Here is a 25,774-nt window from a genome sequence, read left to right as displayed (position 1 = left end):
TTATGGAAATTAAAATCATGCATAAATTAAATTTTTATTGTGGAATCCTATATATGACTTCTTAGTAAAAAATTAATTCATAAAGAGTTAATTTCAACTATAATTATGAATTGAAATACTCAAGTGTGCAGCTATATTAGCTGTGCATTAACTTTTTAGGTAGTAAAAGAGTATTTATTTAGATATCTTAAAAAATAGCTGTAAGTATGCTAATTCATTTTGTGCTATGTTGCTTCGTAGAATCTACTGATATTGCTAGTATCAATAGAATTTATTGATCCGGACTGCACAAAATAATTAGTAAATCTTTTACTGATTATTTTATTTCAGATATCTTAAAGTATTTCAAGGTTATAAAGCTATATTTATGAAGGGGTGTGGTAAGTTTGAAATTTAAAAAAATATCAAATGTTTCTTTATCTTTGAAATCTAAAATTATGTTAATAACATCACTGATAATAGTATTATCATGTTTTTCCATGGGCTACATATTTTATAGCAATATGTATTCTCATACTGTAACTCAACTACAAGGAGATGCTTTAAATATTGCAAAGTCAGCTGTTACAGTAATTGATGGGGATGAATTTGAAAAGCTTTCAAATTCTTTAAATGGAAGTGACAAATTTTATATTGACACAAGAAAAAAACTACAAGCATTAAATAATAATATTGGAAAAGGTATGTTATATACCTTTGTATCAAATGACTCAGACAATTATACATATGTAATTGACGGAAGTGATGCAAATACAGAAATAGGATATAAGCAACCAAAATCTGATTTTTCAGAAGAGGCAAAAAAAGCTTTTGATACAGGTGAAGCACAGGTAAGTAAAATGTATTATGTTGAATCACTTAATAATCATTATATATCAGCTTTTGTTCCAATATTAAATTCTGCTAATAAAGTAGTTGGAGTAGTAGAATATGATTATAGAGGTTCAGACCTTTCAGAAAGGACACATCAATTAACTATAATAATAATTTTAGTTACTCTTGTTTTAATAGGAATTTCTATAATTGTTAGCTATATTGCTTCAAAAATTATGTTTAAGCCAATGGGAGTACTAGTGAAATCAATAAATACTATTGCAGAAGGAGATTTAACTTCACCTATTGATACTTCTAGAAAGGATGAAATAGGTAAAATTAACATTGCACTAAGTAAGACTGTTGAATCATTAAGAGACATGATAGAAAAAATTCAAGTATCTTCCAAAAAAGTTACAGAAGCAGCACAAGGAATTTTAGAAAGTTCATCAGACTCATCAAGTGCTTCTGAGGAATTGACTATATCTACAAATGAAATTTCTTCAATATCAACTGAGCAAGCTACAAAAACACAAAACATAAAAGATGTTTTAGATAGTTTAGATTCCGACATTCAAAATATTTTTACACAAATAAATCATACTGATAAAATCGCATATAAAACATTAGAAGATACTAATAACGGAACAGTAGTAATTAAAAATACTAAGAATCAAATTGATAATATTGAAAGTAGTATCAATAATGTAAATTCAGTTATTACAGAATTAGCGCAAAGCATTAATAAGATACAAGGTATATTAACAACAATATCAAGTATTGCTGACCAAACTAATCTTCTTGCATTGAATGCAGCAATTGAAGCAGCAAGAGCAGGTGAAGATGGAAAAGGTTTTGCTGTTGTAGCCGATGAAGTTAGAAAACTTGCTGTAGAATCAAACGCAGCAGCTAGTGAAGTAGTAGATATAATTGGAGTTATGAATGAACAAACAAATAATGTTCTACAAGCAGTTTCTGTCAGTGTAAATATGACAAAAGAGGGTAAGAAATATACTGATAATGTAAGTGATACTTTTGAAGTAATAAAAAATTCTAATGCAGATATAGAAAACAAAATAGTTGAAATCAAAAATTCAGCTAGCGAAATAGTATCAAACATTGGAAATATAAATGAAAGTATGAACGAAATTGATACAGTGTCAAAAACAATAGATACAAATGCTATGAATTTAGCAGCAGTAACTGAGGAGCAAATGGCTTCATCAGAAGAATTTAAAGCAATGTCTGAATTCTTAAATAGAGAAGCTGAAGTATTAAACGAAAGTATTTCTAAGTTTAAAGTATAGACAAGCATTCACAATCAACAAACATAAAATGCCAGGTGTAAAGGTAATTAAATTATTAATACCTTTTACACCTGGCATTTATTATAAGATACTAATTTTTATAAGTATCTTACTATTTTTTAGTATTATTTGCTATTGGAATTTCTACAAAGCTTTCACTTGTATTAAATGTAAACTTTGTAGTTTTTAAAGGCCTTACAGTGAATTCAGCATCTGTAGATAGTATTATTAAACCTATCTTGTGACCTTTTTTAACAGTATAATCCATTGGCTGCATGTCCAAATTGAATGTATATTCTTGTCCAGGATTTATGGTATCTACACGATAATTTGCTACACGATTTTGTGCATCCATCCAACCACGAGAAATAACTTTATATTCTGTTTTTTCACTATCCATAACAAAGTTTATTATATCATCAGAACCTGCATTACCACCGTATATTATGCCATTAGGAGCTACAACTTCTGTTTCTGTTGTTGGTCTATATTCAGGACCATAGTCTACAAGCATTGCACTTATATTGGCAGTAGGTTTATCTATAGACGCTTTTATAGAAACATTTACAGTTCCACTTATTCTTGTATCTTCAGTAACAGGCTCACTTACATAGGATAAACGATCAGGTCTCTTTGCTTCAGGTTCTTTAGCTATTGTATCTAGCCATTTAGTGAAATCAGGATTTTCTCTATCAAATTGTGATAATGATAAGTCATCAGAAAAAATTTCTTTTAAATCTTTTTTTACTGGACTAAATGTTAATTTACCATTTGTACCATCATTATCAAGATAAAACTTAGTATTTGCTCCTTTTACAGGCCAAGTATCGAAGGTTTCCCATTTAAGGTCTGTATTGCTTTGTATTGTAGCAGTAGGGATATCTTCCATTACATTGTTATCTATATCATAAAGCCAATGAGCAAACCATCTACCCATTATATCATTGTAATCTATTCCTGCTAAATTATTAATGCTCATATGATCCCCTTGATGTAATATAACTTTATGCGGCACATTATATTTTTCAAGCTCTTTCCACAACATATCAAATTGTTTAGTTTTTACATTCCAGTCGCTAAGACCATGAACTAAGAATACGCTTGCCTTTATTTTGTCAGCATTATTTAAGTAATTACGCTCGTCCCAAAATGTATTATAATCTCCTGTGTCACGATCTTGATCAGTTTGCATCTGTTTTATATTCTTTTCAAATAATTCTTTTACTGTAGAGTAATCTTTAGGATCAAACATTCTACTCATGCAATATGTTGCTAATAAGTCAGCATCATCTCCTTGCCAGCCTAAAGCAGGAACAGTTACACCATTTGATCTATAATAATCATACCAGTTGCTTATTGCTGCTACAGGAACTACTGTTTTTAATCCTTCTACTCCTGTTGTTGCTGCAGCTATAGATAATGTACCTAAGTATGAAGTACCTGACATTCCTACACTTCCTGTACACCAGTCTGCAGATACTTCTATATTGTCAGTTTTATTTGTGAATGCTTTAGTTCTTCCATTTAGCCAGTCTATTACAGCAATAGTTGATATTGTTTCATCCACTGAACCAGTACTTGTAATGCCGTCAGAACCTAAAGTTCCTATACCACCGGAAAATACTATTGCATATCCGCGAGGTAAGAAATAATTATACCATTCACCAAATTCAAAAGGTGCAACTCTTCCGTTTCCAGCTTTACCTGAAACTTTTCTTGGAGCAGGAATTGCTTTTTCTACTGGTTTATACTTTATATCTTCATAAGTTATGTTACTTTGTGGACTTACAGTTAAATCTTTATCTACATTATGAGTGATATAAAGGTCATCATTTGTTCCAGGACGATAAGGGCTTACCTCAAATATTGCTGGAACCTTCATTCCTTTTTCAGTTTCAATAGGACGTTTTATCCATACTTCAAGTAAGTCACGTTTTCCATCAAAATCTGTATCTTGTGGTGATTCCACATAAACTTTTTCATAAATAGCCTCATCATGCTTAAAGATAGGTTGAGGCTTTCCGTCAAATACAAGTATTTCTGGTACATCTTTATTTTTATTAAAATCCATCATAAAACCAAATTCTAATAATACTTCAAAATATTCACGACCACTTTTTGTCTTTGCCTTTAAACAATCGTTAAGTGCTTTTGCAAATTCATCATTTGTGAATTTGATTTTTTCAGAAGGATTAAGACCAATAGATTTTGCAAATTTTATTATATTTTTATTTGTAAAATCGCTTCCTTGCTCATATCCTAACAGCTGAAGAACGATCTTATAAAATTCTTCCTCACTTACAGATTTGTTTGGATTAAATTTATCTTTATAAGCTTTTATTAAGCAAGCTTTAGGATTTGCTTTTATATATGCAAGTATATTTCTGTCTTCTATGGAACTTACTAATTTATAATCTAAAAAATTTTCTGTTCCTTTAAATTTTTTAGCTTCATCTTCAAGTCCATTTAATCTTAAAAGTATAGTTGCAACTTGCATTCTAGTAGGTTGTTTCCCTGCATATTCAGATGTTAATCCTTTGCCATCACCTAGAATTAGACCAAGGTTATTCATAGCAGCCATTTCTTCGCTAACGATATTAGTAGATGATTTAATATCATTTGTAGCATATGCAACTGGAGTTACTGAAAACATTAATGTAAAAGTTAATAAAATAGATATAATTTTTTTCATAACTTATCCCCCCCCTAATAAATGTAAGACTTCCTAATTAATTGGCCAGCCTTATTAAATTTTGTCTTGTTTTTCAGTTACTTTTCTAAAAGTTTTTTTATTTTAAGTAAAATTGTTTAAAAAATTTTCACCACCTTCCCTTTGGTAAAATAATGAATACATTCAATATTTAATTATATCATAAAAATATAACCTAATATTGAAATATAGGGATAATTGTAGAAAATTTACCTGGATAATTGTAGAAAAAAAGGATATATTGCCTCTACATGTCTATAGTGGCTGTATTTTTTCACATATTAATCCCTAATTTAAATTTTCGTATAATATAATAAAGGCTTTAAAATTAATTTCTAGCTCTCTAATTTTTACTACATAGTGTTACTGTTTTTTTCTAGTATAATAGAATTTCCAAGGAGCTATATGATTTTAGGAAAGAATATTAGAACCTATATATTTTTCATCTAGTCATCAAAATGATTGGGTGAAAATGGATAAATAATTCACCTATTTGAATTGAAGGAATAAAATGTTACTGAGATAATTTTATTAATGGAGGAATTCCTGTGGGATATTATATTAGAGTAGAATCAGAGGTAAGAATTTACGTAGAAGATATTAACCCAATGGGGAAAAAGGTAATACTTTTTATACATGGTTGGCCTGCAAATCATAAGTTATTCGAATATCAGTTTAATAAACTTCCAGAGATGGGATACAGATGTATTGGAATTGATATTAGAGGTTTTGGTAACTCAGATAAACCTTGGGAAGGCTATGACTATAATCGATTGGCCGACGATGTTCATTGTGTAATTGAAGCACTTGAATTACAAGATATTATACTTGCTGGTCATTCTGTAGGAGGGGCAATTGCTATTAGATATATGGCTCGTCACAAGGGGCATAGGGTATCTAAACTTGCTTTATTCGCTGCGGCAGCTCCTAGTTTTACTAGACGTGAAGATTTCCCTTATGGATTACCAAAGGAAGATGTGACTAAGCTCATTGAGGAAACATATAATGATCGTCCAAAAATGTTACAGGATTTTGGAGATATGTTTTTCTTTAAGTATATAACAAGACCTTTCTCAGATTGGTTTTTCCAACTTGGATTACAGGCAGCAGGATGGTCTACAGCTAAACTGGCAATTTCTCTTAGAGATGAGAGCTTGTTTTCTGATCTCGGAAAAATACATGTTCCTACTTTAATTCTTCATGGTATTCATGATAAGGTTTGTATGTTTTCATTGGCTATTGCTCAAAAGGAAGGAATTAGAAATGCTAAACTCGTACCATTTGAAAACAGTGGTCACGGATTATTTTGGGAAGAACATGAAAAATTTAATAAGGAATTGATAGAATTTATTGAGAGATAAATCTTTTATCATACAGAGAATAATAAAACACGAAGTTTAATGGAAGGACTTCGTGTTTTATTTGATACACATGTTTATAGGTTTATATTAATGAAGAAGTAATATAAATTTTAAAAATAGAAAAGTATTATGGAACTATATTGCGGAAAATCAATCTACTTTTTAATAATGTGGATTAGAATACTATAATAGATAAATTGACAAATAAAATTTGCATGCTTATAATAGGTGTGTAAATATTTAATATTGTAAATTTCAGGTGCCTCATTAGGCTTAATATGGAAACAGGTGAAAATCCTGTACGGTCCCGCCGCTGTATTGGGGAGATTTTATAAGATATGCCACTTCTTATTAGGGGGAAGGTTTATAAGATTGAAGAACCAGAGTCAGAATACATACCTGTAATGAACACTAATAACTCTACGGTTGATAGATAAGGTGTATTAAGGTTTTTGGCATGCAACCATAATATATGTTTATATCAACTTCTCATTTGTTAATGGGAAGTTTTTTATTTTTTATTTTTTAAAATAGTATAAAAAATATTTTAGTTTATTGTAGGAGTTTTAGTGTAGTAATTCAAACTTTATTCATTTTGAAGACGGAGATTATTAAGGATTTATATGAAGCAGATGTTGAAATATTATCAAAACTAAATACTGAAAAAAGTTAAGATTAGTTATATACTATCGTAATATGTAGAAAATTGTTGAACTTTTTCAAAAATTGTGGTAATCTAAAATAGATTTTGTAAAAAAATTATAAATATGGATATTTTTGAAGGTGGTAAATATTATAAAAATATTTACATAATAGAGAATTAGGTGAAAATCCTAAACGGTCCCGCCGCTGTGAAGTGGAGTAATAATTGTTTAAATCACTGTACTACTATTGTATGGGAAGATAAATTATTACAATGAAGCTAAGTCAGAAGACCTGCCTTGTTATATATCTTTACTTTGCGTGAGACAGAGGAGGGAGAGTTATTTTTATTATTAAATAGAAAGTCCTGTACTTCGCATTATAAAGTACAGGACTTTTTTAGTTTATATTAATATTTATTCAAATAGGGGACAAAGGGAGAATTAAAATGAAAAAAAAGAGACTTATAATATTTTTAACTTTTATTATGATTATTAGTTGTTTTGTGGGGTGTGATTCAGCTAAAGAAGCTAATACACAATCTAAATCTGAAATTACTTTTACAGATATAGCAGGAAGGGAAGTTACCATTAAAAAGCCAGTAAAAAGAATTGTTGTAAATAACAGAAGTTTATTTGATTCTCTTTTCGCTGTTGGCGGAGAGGAAATGGCAGACATGATTATTGCAACATCAGGCGGTAATAGAGGAATCGAAGGATTTAATAAGACTTATGGAACGAAATTCCCTAAGTTAAAAGATTTACCTCAAATATCTAATAACGGTGGATATGACGCTGAAAAAATTATTTCACTAAAGCCTGATGTAGTAATGTTGATTAATCAAAAACCTGATCAAAATTTGGAATCATTAGATAAAGTTATAGAAGTTGGAATACCTGTAGTTTGTTTAAGTTATAATATTGAGCCATTAGAAGATAGAGTGAAAAATATTGAAATTATTGGTAAAGTTTTAGACAAAGAAGAACGAGCAAAAGAAATATGTGATTTTATTAGTGAAAAATATGAACTAGTTAATAAGCGTCTGGAAAATATAACTACTCCTGCACCAAATGTTCATCAGTTAACATTTCACGGGGATACTCCAAAATCTTTTTGGAGTTGGGCAATAATTGCTAAGCATGCTGGAGGGCATGATATCGCAGATGATATACCAAGTGGTAAACTAGAGAATGGTGGAACTATTGATCCGGAGTATTTGTTAAAGCGAGATCCTGACATTATAACAATGGGTATTGATGCTTTAGGGTTAGGTGAAAATGAAGAAGAAGCTCAGGCGTATCTTCAAGAAATGATAGCAAAACAATCTGGATGGGAAAATTTATCATCAGTTAAAAATAAAAAAGTATATGCTATATCTTATTCAGCAGCATTAAACTTAGAAACTTTCTATGCAAACATGCAACTTGCTAAGTGGTATTATCCTAAAGAATTTGAGGATATTGATCCAGATGCAACATTAAAAGAGTTTTATGATAAATATATGGTTTTTGATTATAATGGGGTCTGGTCAACGCAACTTAAATAAAATTAAGATATGGAGGAAGACATGATTGCACAAAATAAAGAAGCAATATATATTTACAAAAGCTTAGCAAAGAAAAAAAAGCTAATATTAGTTTTTTTAATTATTGCTATCATAGTTGGATTTTTTGCTAATATCTTAATAGGATCATCAGGCCTCAGCATTTCTGAGGTATTTAGAACTATATTAGGAAAAGCACCAGACGATATGACGAAAACTATTGTATGGGAAATAAGATTACCTATGGCACTGATGGGGATTGTAGTAGGAGCTGCTCTTGCTGTAGGTGGATGTGAGATGCAAACCATATTAAGGAATCCAATGGCAAGTCCATACACATTAGGGATATCTTCAGCTGCGTCTTTTGGTGCAGCAACTGGTATGATTTTAGGAGTTAGATTTATACCGCCATTTACAAATCTTGCTATTCCTATAAATGCATTTTTCTGTACTATGATTGTAGCAACTATGATGTACTTATTTACTAAAAAAAAACATGTTGGGAAGAGTACAATAGTACTCTTCGGAATAGCTCTAAGCTTTATGTTTAATGCTTTAACAGCAGTATTGCAATATATTGCAACGGAACAGGAATTACAAGGGTTTATGTTTTGGTCTTTTGGAGATTTAACAAAAGCAACTTGGGAAAAGTTGTTCATTACAATAATTGTATTATTTTTATGTTTAATTATATTTACAAAAAATGCATGGAAACTAACAGCCTTAAGTTTAAGTGATAGTAAAGCAATAAGTTTAGGGGTGGACGTTCAGAAAATGAGAAGAATGTCAATAGTATTAATTTCAATGCTTTCAGCTACAGCAATATGTTTTGTAGGCACAATTGGCTTTATAGGATTAGTGGCACCACATTTGGCACGAATGTTAGTTGGAGAGGAGCAAAGATTTTTACTACCTATATCTGCATTAATAGGAGGATTAATTTTATCCGTGGCTTCTATTGTAAGTAAAATCATTATTCCTGGTGTGATTATTCCTATAGGAATTGTTACATCTTTCATAGGCGTTCCTTTTTTTCTAGTTCTAATTTTTAAAGGCGGGAGGAATTACATGTGATTGAAATAAAGGATTTAAGCTTTGGATATAGGGAAAATAAGGTTCTAAATAATATTTCTTTGCAGATAAAGCCAGAATTAAATGCAATTGTAGGACCAAATGCAGCAGGAAAATCTACTTTAATGAAATGTATATTTGGACTACTAAAGCCTAAAGGAGAAATTTACTATAAAAAAAAGTTATTATCAGACTATACTCAAAGTGATATAGCTAATTTCATGGTGTATCTCCCACAAGAGGAAGAAGGTACGCCGCAGTTAACAGTGCTTGAAACTGTCCTTTTAGGTAGATTACAAAACTTATCATGGAAAATAGATGATAAAGATTTAAATATTGTAATGCATATACTTGAAGCTCTGTGTATAGATAACTTATCTTCTCGTTATTTAACAGAATTAAGCGGGGGCCAAAAACAAATGGTGTATATTGCACAAGTTTTAGCTAAAGAACCTGAAATATTATTAATGGATGAACCTACTAATAATCTTGATATGCAAAAGCAATTAGAATTTTGTGAATTACTAAGACTCATCATGAAAAAAAAGAAATTAATGATTTTAGTTGTATTTCATGATTTAAATCTTGCTGCACAATACGCTGATAATATTATTGTAATGGATGGAAAAGGAGGTCTATATAGTTCAGGCACACCAAAAGATGTTATCAATGAAAAAATGCTAAAAGATGTGTATGGTATTGAAGGAAGTATTCATATTGACAATTATGGTACTCCTATAATATCTGCAAGAAAATCTATAAGAAAAGTAGAATTTTTAACCTAATAAAAAGTTTGGATATAAGGGACGGTTCATGATTATATTGCTCTATGAGAATAATAATGAACCGTCCCCATAATAAAAAACACCATGCTTAACGAAAGAAGCTTGGTGCTTTAATTAATATATAGATATAGGAAGATTTTTAGTTTATAAAGATAATTTTTTACATAAAAAATATCTAATTAAATCTTTCATCTATTAATTTCAAAAATTTCTTTTCAGTGAGAATTTCATTTGTAACAAAGTCACCATTTATAAAAATACTAAATGTTGTCCAAACTGTAGGTGCATTTTGAGCTTCCTCTACAGTATTAGAGTTAATCAGTTTAAAAGGAATATTTCTTTTATCTGCAATATTTTTTAGTAGTAAAGCGTATTTTTCAGTATATGGACATTGATTTGTATAATATAAGGTTCCCCCTTCTTTATTAGCTACCTTACCCTCTTTGGCACAATCCTTAAATGTGGGCAATTTACTGTTGTCATTAAAATTTAAGCATAACAATTCAAAATAAGGATGCGCTGTATCACAAACCTCAAAGCCTTTATACTTCAAATACTTGGGGTCAGAAAGAAAGGGCATTTTTTCCTTTGATGTAACAATAACAATTCCGTCTTTATTTTGCTTTTTTGTATCATCAATACATTCTTGCAATAACAGGTTTGATATGCCTTGCCCCTTATATTGTCCTGAAACCCAAAGACAATTGATAAACATATAATTTTCAGCATTTACAGGACTCCATGCCTTTTCAGCAGGAATATATTCAATAAAAACTTTACCTCTGACATCAGCTTTTTTAAAAATTAAGCCGTCGCTGAAACGTTCTTTCATCCATGCTTTTTTTGACAACGCACAATTTTCACCTTTTTTATCTGAAATAACGCAGCAAATATGTTCCTCATCTATATTGCTTTCATTTACTGATATAATGTTCATATCACTTCCACCTTTTTAAAGTTGGGAAGAGCTCTTTCATTGAAGTTCGAGCTTCATCCTCGTTTGAATAGGGGTTGCCAGAAGAAACGTAAGGTATACATGATTCAATCATTTCTTCCATTGTTTCATCGGTGGTAAATGCACCTTCTTTATAACAGTAAAGGCAATAATCCTCATTCCTACTTCCATCTGCATTTGTTCCAAAATCCTCACTCTTTATAAGAGGCATTGCACAGCTTTGGCAAAAAATCATATTTCCCATATCAAAATCTCCTCTCAAAATTATTCTTTTATGAATTGATTATAACAATTTTAATATGACAGCAGTGGGTCATATTTGGGAATTATTTGTATATATCCATTATATTTTGAGCTCTTTTTTTAATAATCTCCTTAATAAAATCTGGTTCTAAAACCTCGACAAAATTTCCAAAAGAGAGAATATAACCAATAACCCATTCATCAAAAGGATAATCAATGGTAACAATAAATGTATTATCATCACCATATTCAATTTGATCTTCTTCAAAATCATCATATACCCTGTAGGCTATTTCTGAAGGAAATTTTAATTTTAATGATATCATCTGATTTTGTTTTGAATTATGAGATTCTATTTGTAGATCATTTGGGATTTCTCTAGCGAAAGTTTCATTACATAATTGAATGTTTTTCATTCGTGATATGCGAAATGTGCGAAAATCGTGCTTATTTCTGCAATAACCCTGAACATACCAAGAATGTCCTTTAAAAACAAGACGAAGTGGCTCAATATTACGATTTGTCTTTTCACCATAAGAACTTACATATTCAAAAGATATTACTGTTTTTGTTAATATTGCTTCTTTTAAATATGTAAATTTTGTTTTTTCCTTTGGATGACTTCCCCAATAAGAAAAATCAACTTCTATCCAATTTGTATTTGAAACATTTTTGAACAAGGCGCTTATTTTATTAAGAACACCATCAACATCAGGAAATTTCAAAGCATTAATACTTTGTAGAGCAAAAATAATATCTTTCTGCTCTTTCTCTGATAATAAGGATTTATCAATGGTGTAATTCTTTAATAAACCAATTCCACCGCCATTCCCTTTTAAAGAATATATTGGAATTCCTGCTAAACTTAAAGTATCGATATCTCGGTAGATTGTCCGTGTGGATACATGGAATCTTTCAGCCAACTCTTTTGCTGTTATATGTTCTCTATTTAGAAGTATCAAAACTATTTCTAATAACCTATCAATTTGCATATTCATCACCCGAAATCAGTATAGCATATGAATATGAAATTACATGTCATATTTAAAAAAGTATCGAGATTTCCTCCAGATAATATGGTATTTTATTTTATTTTTAATGTCCTTCTTATAACGGTTCCTTTAATTTTAGACTTTATATTTTTACTTTTTATAATCATGGAATCAATGTCCAGTGGGAATTTAGTTAAAAGCTCATACCCGTTTTTAGTTATAAGAACAGTATCAGAATGTCTATATCCACCAACACCATCAATGTATATCCCTGGCTCTATGCTAATAACCATATTTTCTTTTAGTGGTTCATCATCGCCTAAGGATATGAATGGAGTTTCATGATTGCTAAGACCTATTCCATGACCAGTTCTATGCAATAAGTTACTTTCATAACCGTTTTTTACTAAATATTCTCTTGCAGCTACATCTATATCAGAACATTTCGTACCTGGTTTTACAAGATTCAAGGCTATGTTTCGTGCTTTCATCATATGATTAAAATGAACCAAATCTTCAGTACTAGGATTACCTAAGAAAAATGTTCTTTCACATTCAGAAGCATATCCATTAATTTTATAATATGTCATTGCAACATTTGAACCTTTTATTAATTTATCATCCACATTTGGAATGCTGTGAGGCATAGAGCTTTTAGGGGCAGGCCATACAACAGATGTTAAAGAAGAAAGAAGTGGATCAAAATTCTTTTCTCGAATCAATTGTTTTTGAATTCCATTTGAAAGCATAAACATTTCTAAAACAGTAGCACCTACATATGCATTATTAAAAATTTTTTCCATACCTAAATCAGATATTTGAGCAGTATGACGAATCATTTCAATCTCATATGGAGTCTTAACCTTCCTAATTTCATCAACTAGATTTAAAATAACCATTTCATTTACAACGATTTTATTTAAAATATTATAGCTGATTGTATTTTCAGCACCAACTCTTTTAAAAGGTTTCATTATTAATTCTAGGATATCATACCAATTTTCTCCTTCTGCTGAGGTAGCTTCCCAATAAGACTTTATATCACATTCAATTGTAATCTTAGCTAGATGTTTTTCCTCAAGCTTAGGAGATAGAAATATTGGTTTCCCTTTCGATGGGACAATCATAAAAAAGGCCCTTTCTTCAGGTTTATAAGCCATTCCAGTGAAATATAATAAACTTTCTTCAGCTGTAAGAATATAAGCATCAAGTTTATGTTTTGCCATTTCAGATTGTAAACATATAATTCTTTTAGTAAGTTCGCCTTTCATAATATCAATCTCCTTGTAAATAAATTTTATAATTGTTATATTTATAATAATAATATCCATTTGTGACCGCGGTCACTTTTGGGATAGTATAGCTTTTTTCTATTAGCTTGTCAACTAAGGGGTGAAAAAATTGCAAATTATAAAAACAAATTCAAAAATAACAAAAGGAACAGAAACAAAAAATAAAATTTATCATACTGCTATAAAATTATTTGAAGAACAGGGAATCGATAATGTAAGTATTACTAACATAGTTAAAGAAGCAGGAATATCTAAGGGTGCATTTTATGTACACTATAAATCTAAATTCTCTTTAATAAGAGAATATGTCCATTCATTGGATTTAAATTATGAAGAGTATTTTAAAAGTATTCCTGAAGATACTACACCTTCTGATATGATAATTTTGGTTACAAAAAAAACAAGTGAGGTTCTTAGAAAGGACATCGGATATAACTTAATAAAAAATATCTATCAAGCCATGTTAATACCGGAATTTGAACAGGATGCAAAATTAAATTATAATAGAAGTCTTCCTGGCATTTATAAAGAAATTATTTTAAAAGGAATTGCTAAGGGGGAGTTTAACTCTTCAATTGACGTTGAAAATATAGCACAGCAATTTATTATGAGTATAAGGGGAATGACATTTGAATGGTGTGTTCATTCAGGAGATTTTAATCTAGAAAATGAGCTTCTTAATCATGTAAATTTATTATTAGAAGGACTTAAATTATAGATATTATAAAGATTAGTAGATAGAATACCATAATAGAGGTTTTCTTATTTGCTATTTTTTATAATAAGTTATTTGCTCTATATTAATCTTAAATTGGAAATCAAATTTAATACAACTCCAATAATTTGATTAGTATACCAATAAANNCTTTAATGAATAGGGACGTAGATTTTCAGCAAAATGAAAAAGTATAATTAAAAAATCATGTATAAGCTTTGCTAATTTATTTAACATATTAGTATAATTCCATCTATAATAGATATAGATGAAGAAAATAGAAATAGGGTCTTTGGTATAACTTACCAGAGACAATTCTTATATTTACAATGGATTATTAATTAAAATAGATGGTACAATATAATATAAGCTTATTTATAAAAGATGTATTGGCATATATGAAATATTAATGAGGAGATATATATGAAACATATAACTTTTGAAGATATAAAAAAGAATAAAGAATTTCAAACCTATATCCAAAAAGGTGATGAGTTACTTGGAGTGCTGGGATATACTGAACATTCTTTCGTTCATGCAGGAAAGGTTGCCTATACTGCAGATAGTATATTGCATAGTTTAGGGTATAGTGAAAGAGAAAGAGAACTTGGAAAAATAGCTGGATATACTCATGATATTGGTAATATGATAAATAGAATTGATCATGCTCAAACAGGTGCTATATTAGCTTTTAATATTTTAACTAGAATGGAAATGCCACCTGAAGAAATTGCCACCATAGTTTCCGCTATCGGAAATCATGATGAAGGTACAGGTCAACCTGTAAATACAGTATCTGCAGCATTAATATTAGCAGATAAAACTGATGTTAGAAGAAGTAGAGTAAGAAACAGGGATTTTGCTACTTTTGACATTCACGATCGCGTAAATTATGCAGTTGAGGAGGCAAAGGTTAAAATTAATTCTGAAAAAAGAATTGTTTTATTGGAAATGAAAATTGATATTACTATTTCTTCTTTAATGGAGTATTTTGAGATATTTTTAAATCGTATGATGATGTGTAGAAAGGCAGCAGATTTTTTAGAGGCTAAATTTGAATTAGTGATAAATGGTACCAAATTACTATAAGTATTAAAATTTACTAAAACACAAAGATTTAACTTCATAATATAAAGATATAAATGCGTTAGTAGAAAGAATTAATATCTTGAACTAACGCATTTTCATTAATGTAAATAAGATAAATGTGTAACTTTAAAGCATGATAATACGTATTTATATTTGAGATAAATAGATAATCAAAGTGGATACTAAAAAAATTATATAATATCGTAATATATAAGGAGGAGGTGAAGTAATGGTCAGACTTCTCAATATTTTTAACAGGGAAAAGACATTAGAGGAACGAGTGAAAGATATACAAAAGGGTAATGAAAAGGATAAAAATAGTCTAATTGAAGAGTATATTCCTTTTATAAAAAAAGTGCTTAGTAGTGAATTAGGAGAATATATTGAAGTAGAAAATAATGACGCCTTTAGTGTAGGATTAATAGCATTTAATGAGGCTATCGAAAAGTACGATGGAAAAAGAGGCAATTTTTTAACCTTTGCTTCCATGGTAATAAAAAGTAGATTAATAGATCATCATCGAAGTGAGGCTAGAAAACCAAAGGAAGTTTATATTAGTGAGTTAAAATGTGATGATGAGAATTATGGTTATAATGAAAATATTATAGCAATAGATAGTTTTGAAAAGAGAGTTGAAATTAGGTGTGACATCGCTCTTCTAGTTAAGGAGATGAAAGGATATGGGGTTTCTTTAGATGAATTGATAAAGGAATCTCCAAAACATAAAGATACCAGAATTGTAGCTATAAATATTGGAAAATACATATTTGAAAAGGATTATTTAAAAGAAAAATTTTTAAAAACTAAGAATTTACCAATTAGTGATTTGATTGAAGAATTATGTGTATCTAAGAAAGTTATACAAAGAAGTAGAAAATTTATTATAGTAATAGTATTGATTTTGAACAGTAATTTAGATACATTAAAGGAATATATTTTCGATAGCAAAGGGTGTGAATTAAGTGATCTACAAAGGCATTATAATAGAGATTTATTATGATAGTATAGTTGTAATTGCTGAAGATTGTACTTTTAAAAGGATAAAGAAAAGCGACGGTTTAGAGGAAGGAATGGAGATATATTTTGAAGATAGAGACATTATTAAAAACTCAAACTTTACTATTAGAAATATTTCTAAGGGAGTAGCTGCTGTTTTTATTTTTGCAGTTACTTCTTTATATGTTTTAGGGTTTTGGAATGAAAATAATAAATCAATAGCTCTATTAGCTGTAGATATAAATCCAAGTGTTGAGATAGAAATTAATAGAAATTATCGTGTGATAAAAGTTTTAGCACTTAATGAAGAAGCTTCAAAACTTCCTCTTGAGGATTTGAAAAATTATCCATTAATAGACGCTTTAGAAGAGATTGTAGAAAGAGTAGAAACGGCAGGATATCTTAGAAAAGATGAATCAAACCGAGTAGTGGTAACATCAGTAGAATTAGAAAGCAATGATGAAGGTGATAAAAACTTAGATAATCTTATAATGGAAGGAAAGAAAAAAATAGAGGAAGTCTCTAATGAGAGAGGGCAGCAGATTGAAGTTGTTACAATAAAATCAGATAGAGAAACATTAACTAAAGCGAAAGAAAAAAACATTTCAGTAGGCAAGATAGAGATCCACAGAAAAATGGACGATAAAAATAAAAATCAGAATCAAGATAAGAATGAGATAAGGGAATTAAAAGGTAAAAAATCAGAGGAATCTATAAAAAAAGTTGAAAAAAATGAAAAAGTTAAAGAAAGCAATAATAAGAATAAAGTTCATGAAAATAATCTTATAAAAGAAGAGAAAGAAAATAACAAGAATAAAAAAGGGAACGAAAATAGTAAGGATAAAAAAGACAAGGAAAATAATAAGAATAAAATGAGGAATGAAAACAGTAATAATAAAAAAGGGAATGAAAACAATAATAATAATAAAACAGGGGAAAATAATGGTAATAAAAAAGGGGATGAAAATAGTAAGGATAAAAAAGATAAGGAAAATGGCAACGATAAAAAAGAAAAAAATAAAAAGCCAAAGAAAACATAATTTGTAGTTTTTTAATTGAAAAAATTGATAAATATTTCATATGAGTTATCTAAAAAAAATGAATAATCATAATTTTATAATATAAAAAAGCAGGTAAGCGAATATGAAGCCTTACCTGTTTTTCTTTGAAAGTTTTTTATATTTTACTCTTCACATTATCTCTCGTAGAATTTAAAATTAAGAATGGCAGATGGAGTCATGGCTAAAATTCTACAATTAACGATTTTAAAATTTCTTAGAACAAGTTTTATTTTAGAAGTTTACTAAGGATAAATTTCTTTGTAAATTTGTATTTTAAATTATTAACTTTTAATTTCTAAGGATTTAAGCTGTTTTCATAGAAAATTTATTTTCTAGAGTTATTCTAAGCTTTTATATTAGACATTATATAATAATATATTTCAAAAGTTTAGAATTTCTTTAGAATTAGTTTAGAAAAACTATAGGTGCTTCATTTAAAATGAATTAGAGGAAAGCTTTTCTAATTTTGTATAAGGGAGAGGGTTAAAATGAAAATTAAAAAGAGGACTGCTATGATTACAAGCTTTACTTTAGGACTAGTAATGTTTGCAACAACAGCCATGGCAGAAATATCATCTAAGAGTGGATATGATCAAATGAAAGATGCATTTAAATATTCAGCAGAAAGTTTTTCGGATAGACTTTCAAATTATACCATTGATATTTCTATGAATATAAAGGATAATGGCAAGGTTATTATTTCTGATAATACAGTAGCTAAATTAGATGCAACCAATAAAGCAGAAGAAAACTATAATACTGAGATTAGAGGAAATAAAAAAACAGAATATTATTCTTATAGTGATGAGAATGTTAGAATTACTGCTAATGATGATAAGAGCACTTACTATGTAAGTGAATATGAAAGTCCAATTGATAAAACAGTTTTTGATAATCCTTTTAAAATGGAGGAAGCAGGCGATATTGAAAAGATTGCAGATGCAATTGTAGGAAATTTAAAGGATTATGTTGTAGTAAATGAAAAAGCAGAGGGAAGTAAAGAATTATCTGGTTCTATAAAAGATGCACAAATACCTGCTTTAATAAATGCAGTCACATCTTATATGATAAAGAGCAGAGATGTATTTGGTTACGATTCTAGAGAAGAACAAATTATGCCAACAATCACTAAAGATGCATATGTAAAAGAAATTGATGGTAAAATGGTTGTAGATAAAGATGGATTAGTTCAAAATCTTATTGGCACAGCAACTATTTTTGGAAAAGATGAACAAGGAAAAGAGCATACTTTAACTGTTGAATTACTTGTTAAGGTATCTAATGTTAATTCTACTGTTGTGAGTAAACCAGATTTATCTGGAAAAAAAGTGGAGAAGAATATAGTATCTAATAATGAATATAAGTTAGAAAAACCTGAGATGTATTTAGGTAAGTATAAAAGTGATATTATTATAAAAAAAGATGGTAAGTTCCAAAAGATTGGAGAAAGAATTATAAATATTACACATTCTGACGATAAATCTATTGGTGGAACATATCATCAGGAATATGCAGAAGGTTATAAGGATTACGAAGAAAAGATATCAGATATGAAATTTGATGCTGAATATAGAGAAGACGCTTATTATCATGCTGAATTTAATGTTGAAGGATCTTCGAATAAAGGTTATATAAGTCTTAATGTAGGAGAATCTAAATTCCATTTTGGAATGCCAACAGATGATGGGCAGTGGTATGATGGTCAATTTAATAGAGTATTTGAATAGCAAACAGCTCTAATTAATAGTTTATATTTAATTTTAAGTGTAAAAAAATTTGAGAGTTGAGAATTATATTATTTTAAATAAATTTTCAACTCTCCACTATTGTCTAAATAAAAATTTATGACAATTTTAAAGGGGGACTAAAGTTGGAGAAGGTTATTGAAATAAATAACTTAAATAAAGTTTATAAAAATGGCAGGGGAATAACTAATATCAACCTTGAAATAAATAGGGGGGATATCTTTGGATTCTTAGGACCTAATGGAGCAGGAAAAACTACTGCAATGAAAATTATGACAGGACTTATAAAGCCAGACAGCGGTGATGTGAAAATTTTAGGATATAGTGTATTAGAAGAATTTGAAAAATCTATGGAAAAAGTGGGATGTATTATTGAAACAGCGGAATCTTATAAATATTTCACTGCTTATGAAAATCTTAAACAATTTTCAAGATATTATAAAGATGTGGATGATAAGAGGATTGATGAAGTTTTAGAACTTACAGGGATTGAAAAATTTAGAAATGAAAAATCAAAAAGATTTTCTCTTGGAATGAAACAAAGACTTGGAATTGCAGCAGCAATACTATCTAGACCTGAAGTTGTTATTTTGGACGAGCCTTTAAATGGACTAGATGTTGAAGGAATGATTGATATAAGAAATCTTATAAAAAAACTTTCAGAAGAAGAAAAGACAACATTTTTTATATCAAGTCATCTTATTCACGATGTTGAGCTTACATGCAATAAGATAGGTGTACTTTATAATGGTAAAATGCTCAATGTAGATACCACCAAAAATATATTAAGTAATTACGCTAATCTAGAAAACTACTTTATAAGCGAGGTGGAACGAAATGGTAGAATTTAAGGCTGCTGTAATCAATGAAATGGAAAAGTTATATAAAAAGAAAAAAATTTTAGTTGCAGCAATAATATCATTAATTTTCATTGTAATAGGACAACTTACTATTATTGGCTTAAGAAGTGGATTTGGTTTAAGAGGTACTTCTAGTATGGACTTCCCAATATTAGTACTTTCTATAATAGTCAATACTATATTACCGCTTTTTACTGCCCTTGTTGCTATAGATAGTTTTTCAGGAGAATTTTCTCAAAACACTATGAAAATTGCCATTACAAGACCAATTACAAGACTAAAATTTTTTACTGCTAAAATAGTAGCCATAATGTTTTTTGTATTAGTTAATCTTTTATTTGTAATGATATTTTCAACTATTGTAGGAATAACTTTTAATTCAAGTTCTTTTACCATGCAGGGAATAATTAGAATACTTGTATCTTATATAGTTACTGCATTGCCAATGGCAGTTTTAGTACTGTTAATTGTAGTCTTTACTAATATAATAGAAAATGGAACAGGGGTGTTTTTCTTATCAGTGTTTGTTTTTATTGTTTTTAAAATAGCGGAAATCATCTTTTCACAATACTCAGGACTGTTTTTCACATCAATGTTTAAATGGTATAATTTATGGATAATGAGTAATTTCCCATTTTTAAAGATTTTCCGTCAGCTTATGATGATGAGCAGCTATGGAATACTACTTTTTACACTGGGATATTATTTATTTGATAAAAAAGACTTTTAAGGTGAGTAAATGGGTATAAAAAAACGATTAATAATATCTAATACTATAACAGCTATAATTCCACTGATTATAACTGTTATAACTGTTTTTAGTTTCTTGTCTGTTTCTTCAAAGATTTTTTATAAGCAGCATGATTATAATGAACTTAAAGATGGAATGGTTATAAGAACTAAGCTTGTAGACATTAGAAATAATATAATAAAGCAAAATATTGAAAATGTCGAAGATGCTAAATTTCAAGAAAAATTATTACACGAACTTTCAAATCTAAATGGTAAATTTATAATTCTTAAAGATAATAAAGTTATAGCTGCACCTAAAGATATCAGTAAATTCGACATAGAAAGAACTAAAGAATTACTAGAAGAAAAGGTAATAAACAAAAAAGCTGTAATTAATAATGTTCATTATTTACTTGAGTTTATAGAATTGAATTTAGACGAGGAATCTAATAAAAATATAATATTATTAGCTCCTATAGGAGAAGAAATAAATATATTAAATAAACTTATAATTATTGCTATTGTAGTTTATATAATATCTTTTATTATAATTAATATAATTATGTCTTACCTTTTTTCTGAGAGGATAGTAAAACCTATAAATTTTTTAAAAGAAGCCACTAATGAAATTAGCAAGGGAAATTTAAATTATGAGATTATCGAAGACGGTGATGATGAGATAAGGGAATTATGTCGTGGTTTTGAGGCCATGAGAGTGCAGCTTAAAGATTCTGTAGTTATGAAAATTAAGTATGATGATAATCGTAAGCTGCTTGTATCTAGCATTTCTCATGATTTAAAGACTCCAATAACATCAATAAAAGGCTATGTAGAGGGAATCTTAGATGGTGTAGCAAATACATCCGAAAAAAGAGAAAAATATTTAAAAACTATTTATTCAAAGGCAGAACATATAGACCATATGATTGATGATTTGCTTTTATATTCAAAGCTGGATTTAAAGCAGCTTCCATTTAATTTCGAAAAAGTAGATATTGCTGAGTATTTAGATTTTTGCATATATGAAAGTGAGCCTGAACTTATAAAGCATAATATAAAAATAAGATTAAATAACGACTTCGATTCTTCAAGATATGTTATGATGGATAGAGAGAGAATGAGAAGAGTTATTTTAAATATTATAGAAAATTCACGTAAATATATGGATAAACAGCAAGGTGAAATAAATGTAAATCTTAGAGAAACAAGTTCAAGTATTATAATGGAGATAAGAGATAATGGTGCTGGAATAGATAATGAGGATGTCACCAAAATCTTTTATAGGTTTTATAGAGCAGATTCTGCAAGAAGTGAAGCAAAAGGAAGTGGGTTAGGACTTGCAATTGCAAAGCAAATTGTAGAAGGTCACAAGGGGAGAATATGGGCAATTAGTCACGGTGATAAAGGGACAAGTATCTTGATATCTCTAGGAAAGATAATATAAAATAATAAGATTAATATTTGGAGGTTTCAAGTATATGAAAGAAATATTAATAGTAGAAGATGATTTGAGTATTGCTGAACTTCAAAAAGATTATTTAGAGATATCTGGATTTGAAGTGGATATTTGTACTGATGGTGTAAAGGGATTAAATGCAATAAAAGAAAATAGCTATGATTTAATAATTTTGGATGTTATGCTTCCTAAAATTGATGGTTTTGATATATTAAGAACTATTCAAGAAAATAAGGATATACCAGTTTTAATGGTTTCTGCTAAAAAAGAAGAAATTGATAAAATAAAGGGGCTAACATTGGGAGCAGATGATTATATAACTAAACCTTTTAGTCCAGGTGAGTTAGTTGCCAGAGTTAAATCTCACCTTCAAAATTATGAGAGAATGAGAAATAAATTTAGTAATAAAACAAATAACAATATTATAACAATAAGAGGTCTTAAAATACTTAAAGATTCAAGACAGGTGTTTATAAATGAACGAGAAGTTAATTTAGCGCAAAAGGAATTTGAACTATTATTATATATGGCTGAAAATCCTAATAGAGTATTTGGAAAAGATGAACTTTTTGAAAAAATTTGGGGGCTTGATTCTCTTGGGGACAACGCTACAGTTACAGTACATATTAGAAAAATACGAGAAAAAATCGAATCAAATCCATCGGAACCACAATATGTTGAAACACTGTGGGGAGTTGGATATAGAGTTAGGGTATAAATTTAATTCACAATTCACAATGCACAATTATGGTTGAAATTATTTTTAATCAAAATAATTTCTTTAATTTATATTAATTAGCAATGTAATTGCTAGTTGCCGTAGGGGCGAACAGTGTTAGCCATTTTTTACGTCATTATATATTTTCGCAAAGGAATAAAAATATGTAGCATAATTAATTTTATACTAAAAACAAAAAATCTACTCCGTAGATTATGCGTTTTCTACTTCGCAAAGTTATTACAGATTTGACTTTTTATAATTTTCTATAGAATAAAAAAAGTTGTTACTTAAATTTTTAAATAACAACTTTTTTATTATTACTTTAAATTATAGATTTTTTATTTCTTCTAATAAGCTTATAGCTGCTTTTTTAGGACCGTCTTTTTCCATACCAGTTATGCCTAATTTAGTTCTTAATTGTCCTACTTTAACTCCAGATTGGTAGAATTTATTAAAATATTCTACTAATAATTTTTCTGTGTCTTCCATTTTTTGTGCCGGCCCAAATGGATTTGCAAAGTAAGTTTTTACTAATCCTTTTTCTGTAGTAGTTCCTTTAGCCATTCTTGCTCCATCTCTAAAGGTATCTAATGCAACCTCAATATCTTTAAAGAATTCAAGATTTTCGCCTTCTGATTCATAGTTATTAGCATATAAGAATAAATCTATTGGATATTCTGTAGTAATTTCTTTATAGCTTGCTACAGGTATAACTAACCTAGCATTTACCTTATCTGGATTCATAAAAATACTTCTATCTATTTGTTTAAAAGCATATCCAGTGTCTAAATCATCTAATCTTACAAAAGCCCCTATTTCCGTTCCTGATCCTACTGGTTTTTCATCTTTGTTTAATTTAACTACACCCATATCATCAAAGATTATAGTCATATCACTTATATAATCTTCGCTCAATTCTCTAAAGGCCTCTAAACTTTCAGATTTTCCTGCACCGCTATCTCCCATTATTATTACATTAGCAGTTTTATTATTTTTGGTTACTATATTAACCATAGCGCCGTGTATTGGTAAATATCCTCTTTTTATCATTATTAAATTATGAAGAGTCAGTGTCATTTTTTTCACATAGCCAAAGTAATCTATGGCTTCATTATAGTTTACATATCCTAGCATAATATCATTTTCTTTGTCATCATAGAAAACTGTTTGTATTTTTTCATTGTCATCTCTTGCTCCAAAGGCATATACTATATCTGGTTTTTTATCTCTATATTCTTCTTCAGTAGCTATTTCAAACAAGTTACATAAAGTTACTCCAAGAGCCATAAAATCTCTATGGAAGTATATATAGGCTAAAAGTGTTCCTACTTTTGCTGGATAACAAAACCAGTGGTCTGAATTTATTCTACAACTTTTTAATGGATTATGAAAAGTTTCTTCAAACACACCATCTCGTGTATTCTTTTTAGGATAAGTTATAAAAGGTGGATCTAATAATATGGATTCTATAAAAGGAATATTTTTTAAAACTTCATAATCATTTGGCATATTCCAGTTAGAATTATTTAATATTAGACCTGCATTACCTCCTGCAGGTAATTGTCTATATATTCTTGGTTTTTCACCTAAAACATTTTCTTCCATTTTTCTATAAGTCTTTAATATAAGGTTAGAAAAATTATTATTTGCATCTATAAAACTAACATTTTGAAGGCCATCTCCAATTTTACTATTTTGAACTATAGTATATCTTTCAAGTTTTCTCCAAAAGTTATATAAATCTTCTATCAATAAAATGAACTTATCTTTGTTTCCTAACAACTTTTCATATTTATCTTCCAGCTTTTTTACTTCTTCTGCATTTAAAACCATGAGCAATTTAAATACATTAGTAATATCCTCTAACAATATATCAGTATCATCTACATTCATAGTACTGTCTAGATACTTATATACATTAGTTTCTTTTCTTTTTATTTTTTCCATATAGGCTGACAAAATTCTTTTGAATCCATAACTGCTAAATACTGCTTCCGAAGTATCACAATATTTTGCTGTAAAATTTATCATAGCTTTTCCTGTGCTTAGAGAAAATTCTTTTTTCATTCTGCTACCTCCAATGTGCAATGTAAAATTGATGTTTCCTGCAATTTAACTAATTGAGTATCATTATAACATACAAAATTGAAATTTGTACAGTAGTTATCATTCATTTTATGAAAAATTATATAAAATGTTAAATTGTTTCTTGTTATGTATATTTCCATATAGGTGACATCTTTATGTATAGATCCCTCATATTTTTGTTAATCATAATTTATGTAAGTAACTTTAAATAAGCTTTAATAATCAGCCATATTTCCTAGGCTATATTTTTATTATAGATATTTCTTCAATATCTATAATAGGTTGAAATATTATATTATAAAGGGATGACTTTTGCTTTTATTTATTCAGTGACTTATAAAAAAAATTATTTGATTTATATAAAGTAGAAGTGAAGATAAGTGAGGCAGGATTTAGACAAATTTGGAGGTCTGTATTTTGCATTGTGAATTGTGAATTGAAACACTTAAGGGCGCAGTTATATTGGGCTATATATCGATTTTAAAGGTAGTTTATTTATATAGATGTACCACTTCTAATTTTGATCTATCCCTGAAAACAATTAACATTTATTGGTGCTGATACTAATACTACTAAGTTCACAATTCACAATTGTGG

The 25,774-nt window shown here is 28.8% G+C and carries 20 protein-coding genes and 2 riboswitches; of the genes, 14 read left to right on the top strand and 6 right to left on the bottom strand.

Annotated elements, in window-relative coordinates; genetic code table 11:
* Positions 1-386 precede the first annotated feature (386 nt).
* Positions 387-2,120 carry a methyl-accepting chemotaxis protein gene (locus B2W91_RS01430; protein WP_291578476.1) on the top strand — a complete coding sequence of 578 codons (1,734 nt, stop codon included), beginning with the start codon at positions 387-389 and terminating at the stop codon, positions 2,118-2,120.
* Positions 2,121-2,232: 112 nt separating this feature from the next.
* On the opposite strand, the gene B2W91_RS01425 is transcribed toward B2W91_RS01430, so the two are convergent.
* Positions 2,233-4,812 carry a Xaa-Pro dipeptidyl-peptidase gene (locus B2W91_RS01425; RefSeq protein WP_291578475.1) on the bottom strand — a complete coding sequence of 860 codons (2,580 nt, stop codon included), beginning with the start codon at positions 4,810-4,812 and terminating at the stop codon, positions 2,233-2,235.
* Between the two features lie 566 nt (positions 4,813-5,378).
* On the opposite strand from B2W91_RS01425, the gene B2W91_RS01420 reads away from it, so the two are divergent.
* The 4 genes from B2W91_RS01420 to B2W91_RS01405 all read left to right on the top strand — a co-directional run bounded on the left by B2W91_RS01420 (position 5,379) and on the right by B2W91_RS01405 (position 10,232).
* Complete coding sequence (locus B2W91_RS01420; RefSeq protein WP_291578474.1) at positions 5,379-6,191, top strand: alpha/beta fold hydrolase; 813 nt, start codon at positions 5,379-5,381, stop codon at positions 6,189-6,191.
* A 240-nt stretch (positions 6,192-6,431) separates the two neighbouring features.
* Positions 6,432-6,608, top strand: a riboswitch (cobalamin riboswitch).
* A 347-nt stretch (positions 6,609-6,955) separates the two neighbouring features.
* A riboswitch (cobalamin riboswitch) is annotated at positions 6,956-7,149 on the top strand.
* A 132-nt stretch (positions 7,150-7,281) separates the two neighbouring features.
* Positions 7,282-8,379 (top strand): ABC transporter substrate-binding protein, encoded by a 1,098-nt coding sequence (locus B2W91_RS01415; protein WP_291578473.1) that lies wholly within the window; start codon positions 7,282-7,284, stop codon positions 8,377-8,379.
* Positions 8,380-8,400: 21 nt separating this feature from the next.
* Positions 8,401-9,450 (top strand): FecCD family ABC transporter permease, encoded by a 1,050-nt coding sequence (locus B2W91_RS01410; protein ID WP_291578472.1) that lies wholly within the window; start codon positions 8,401-8,403, stop codon positions 9,448-9,450.
* Positions 9,447-10,232 carry an ABC transporter ATP-binding protein gene (locus B2W91_RS01405; protein ID WP_291578471.1) on the top strand — a complete coding sequence of 262 codons (786 nt, stop codon included), beginning with the start codon at positions 9,447-9,449 and terminating at the stop codon, positions 10,230-10,232. The genes B2W91_RS01410 and B2W91_RS01405 overlap by 4 nt, the downstream gene beginning before the upstream one ends.
* Positions 10,233-10,407: 175 nt before the next feature.
* Here the strand turns inward: B2W91_RS01405 and B2W91_RS01400 are convergent, their stop codons facing one another.
* The 4 genes from B2W91_RS01400 to B2W91_RS01385 form a co-directional block, all read right to left on the bottom strand.
* Positions 10,408-11,169: an N-acetyltransferase gene (locus tag B2W91_RS01400; RefSeq protein ID WP_291578470.1), complete on the bottom strand. Its 762-nt coding sequence runs from the start codon at positions 11,167-11,169 to the stop codon at positions 10,408-10,410.
* A 1-nt stretch (position 11,170) separates the two neighbouring features.
* Positions 11,171-11,449, bottom strand: a complete 279-nt coding sequence (locus B2W91_RS01395) for a zinc ribbon domain-containing protein (RefSeq protein ID WP_414633093.1) — start codon at positions 11,447-11,449, stop codon at positions 11,171-11,173.
* Positions 11,450-11,513: 64 nt separating this feature from the next.
* Entirely contained in the window at positions 11,514-12,422 is a 909-nt protein-coding gene (locus tag B2W91_RS01390) for a helix-turn-helix transcriptional regulator (protein ID WP_291578469.1), read from the bottom strand.
* 92 nt (positions 12,423-12,514) lie between these two features.
* Entirely contained in the window at positions 12,515-13,693 is a 1,179-nt protein-coding gene (locus B2W91_RS01385; RefSeq protein WP_291578468.1) for a M24 family metallopeptidase, read from the bottom strand.
* Between the two features lie 130 nt (positions 13,694-13,823).
* Here B2W91_RS01385 and B2W91_RS01380 point away from each other — a divergent pair, with 130 nt between their 5' ends.
* From B2W91_RS01380 to B2W91_RS01340, 9 genes are all read left to right on the top strand, one after another.
* Positions 13,824-14,432: a TetR/AcrR family transcriptional regulator gene (locus tag B2W91_RS01380; protein ID WP_291578467.1), complete on the top strand. Its 609-nt coding sequence runs from the start codon at positions 13,824-13,826 to the stop codon at positions 14,430-14,432.
* Positions 14,433-14,852: 420 nt separating this feature from the next.
* The gene (locus B2W91_RS01375) at positions 14,853-15,518 is read left to right on the top strand and encodes an HD domain-containing protein (RefSeq protein WP_291578466.1); all 666 of its coding nucleotides are present in this window, start codon (positions 14,853-14,855) and stop codon (positions 15,516-15,518) included.
* Between the two features lie 229 nt (positions 15,519-15,747).
* Complete coding sequence (locus B2W91_RS01370; RefSeq protein WP_291578465.1) at positions 15,748-16,518, top strand: sigma-70 family RNA polymerase sigma factor; 771 nt, start codon at positions 15,748-15,750, stop codon at positions 16,516-16,518.
* Complete coding sequence (locus B2W91_RS01365; RefSeq protein ID WP_291578464.1) at positions 16,481-17,554, top strand: anti-sigma factor domain-containing protein; 1,074 nt, start codon at positions 16,481-16,483, stop codon at positions 17,552-17,554. The genes B2W91_RS01370 and B2W91_RS01365 overlap by 38 nt, the downstream gene beginning before the upstream one ends.
* A gap of 509 nt (positions 17,555-18,063) precedes the next feature.
* Positions 18,064-19,302, top strand: coding sequence for a hypothetical protein (locus B2W91_RS01360; protein WP_291578463.1), 1,239 nt, complete (start codon positions 18,064-18,066; stop codon positions 19,300-19,302).
* A 143-nt stretch (positions 19,303-19,445) separates the two neighbouring features.
* Positions 19,446-20,171, top strand: a complete 726-nt coding sequence (locus B2W91_RS01355) for an ABC transporter ATP-binding protein (protein ID WP_291578462.1) — start codon at positions 19,446-19,448, stop codon at positions 20,169-20,171.
* Complete coding sequence (locus B2W91_RS01350; RefSeq protein WP_291578461.1) at positions 20,158-20,910, top strand: ABC transporter permease; 753 nt, start codon at positions 20,158-20,160, stop codon at positions 20,908-20,910. The genes B2W91_RS01355 and B2W91_RS01350 overlap by 14 nt, the downstream gene beginning before the upstream one ends.
* 9 nt (positions 20,911-20,919) lie before the next feature.
* The gene (locus B2W91_RS01345; RefSeq protein WP_291578460.1) at positions 20,920-22,356 is read left to right on the top strand and encodes a sensor histidine kinase; all 1,437 of its coding nucleotides are present in this window, start codon (positions 20,920-20,922) and stop codon (positions 22,354-22,356) included.
* A 34-nt stretch (positions 22,357-22,390) separates the two neighbouring features.
* Positions 22,391-23,086, top strand: a complete 696-nt coding sequence (locus tag B2W91_RS01340) for a response regulator transcription factor (RefSeq protein WP_291578459.1) — start codon at positions 22,391-22,393, stop codon at positions 23,084-23,086.
* A 330-nt stretch (positions 23,087-23,416) separates the two neighbouring features.
* Here B2W91_RS01340 and B2W91_RS01335 read toward each other — a convergent pair whose 3' ends face one another.
* Entirely contained in the window at positions 23,417-25,156 is a 1,740-nt protein-coding gene (locus B2W91_RS01335; protein ID WP_291578458.1) for a phosphoenolpyruvate carboxykinase, read from the bottom strand.
* Positions 25,157-25,774 lie beyond the last annotated feature (618 nt).

The organism is Clostridium sp. UBA6640, assembly GCF_002455975.1.
Taxonomy (GTDB): Bacteria; Bacillota; Clostridia; order Clostridiales; family Clostridiaceae; genus Clostridium_J.
The sequence above is the reverse complement of the archived record's forward strand: the minus strand, read 5'-3'. Positions and strand labels throughout refer to the sequence as shown.

Excerpts from the sequence above, each read along its gene's own strand:
- B2W91_RS01425 (WP_291578475.1), bottom strand. The coding sequence starts at position 4,812 with ATGAAAAAAATTATATCTATTTTATTAACTTTTACATTAATGTTTTCA.
- B2W91_RS01415 (WP_291578473.1), top strand. The coding sequence starts at position 7,282 with ATGAAAAAAAAGAGACTTATAATATTTTTAACTTTTATTATGATTATT.
- B2W91_RS01410 (WP_291578472.1), top strand. The coding sequence starts at position 8,401 with ATGATTGCACAAAATAAAGAAGCAATATATATTTACAAAAGCTTAGCA.
- B2W91_RS01400 (WP_291578470.1), bottom strand. The coding sequence starts at position 11,169 with ATGAACATTATATCAGTAAATGAAAGCAATATAGATGAGGAACATATT.
- B2W91_RS01390 (WP_291578469.1), bottom strand. The coding sequence starts at position 12,422 with ATGCAAATTGATAGGTTATTAGAAATAGTTTTGATACTTCTAAATAGA.
- B2W91_RS01385 (WP_291578468.1), bottom strand. The coding sequence starts at position 13,693 with ATGAAAGGCGAACTTACTAAAAGAATTATATGTTTACAATCTGAAATG.
- B2W91_RS01375 (WP_291578466.1), top strand. The coding sequence starts at position 14,853 with ATGAAACATATAACTTTTGAAGATATAAAAAAGAATAAAGAATTTCAA.
- B2W91_RS01370 (WP_291578465.1), top strand. The coding sequence starts at position 15,748 with ATGGTCAGACTTCTCAATATTTTTAACAGGGAAAAGACATTAGAGGAA.
- B2W91_RS01360 (WP_291578463.1), top strand. The coding sequence starts at position 18,064 with ATGAAAATTAAAAAGAGGACTGCTATGATTACAAGCTTTACTTTAGGA.
- B2W91_RS01350 (WP_291578461.1), top strand. The coding sequence starts at position 20,158 with ATGGTAGAATTTAAGGCTGCTGTAATCAATGAAATGGAAAAGTTATAT.
- B2W91_RS01345 (WP_291578460.1), top strand. The coding sequence starts at position 20,920 with ATGGGTATAAAAAAACGATTAATAATATCTAATACTATAACAGCTATA.
- B2W91_RS01340 (WP_291578459.1), top strand. The coding sequence starts at position 22,391 with ATGAAAGAAATATTAATAGTAGAAGATGATTTGAGTATTGCTGAACTT.
- B2W91_RS01335 (WP_291578458.1), bottom strand. The coding sequence starts at position 25,156 with ATGAAAAAAGAATTTTCTCTAAGCACAGGAAAAGCTATGATAAATTTT.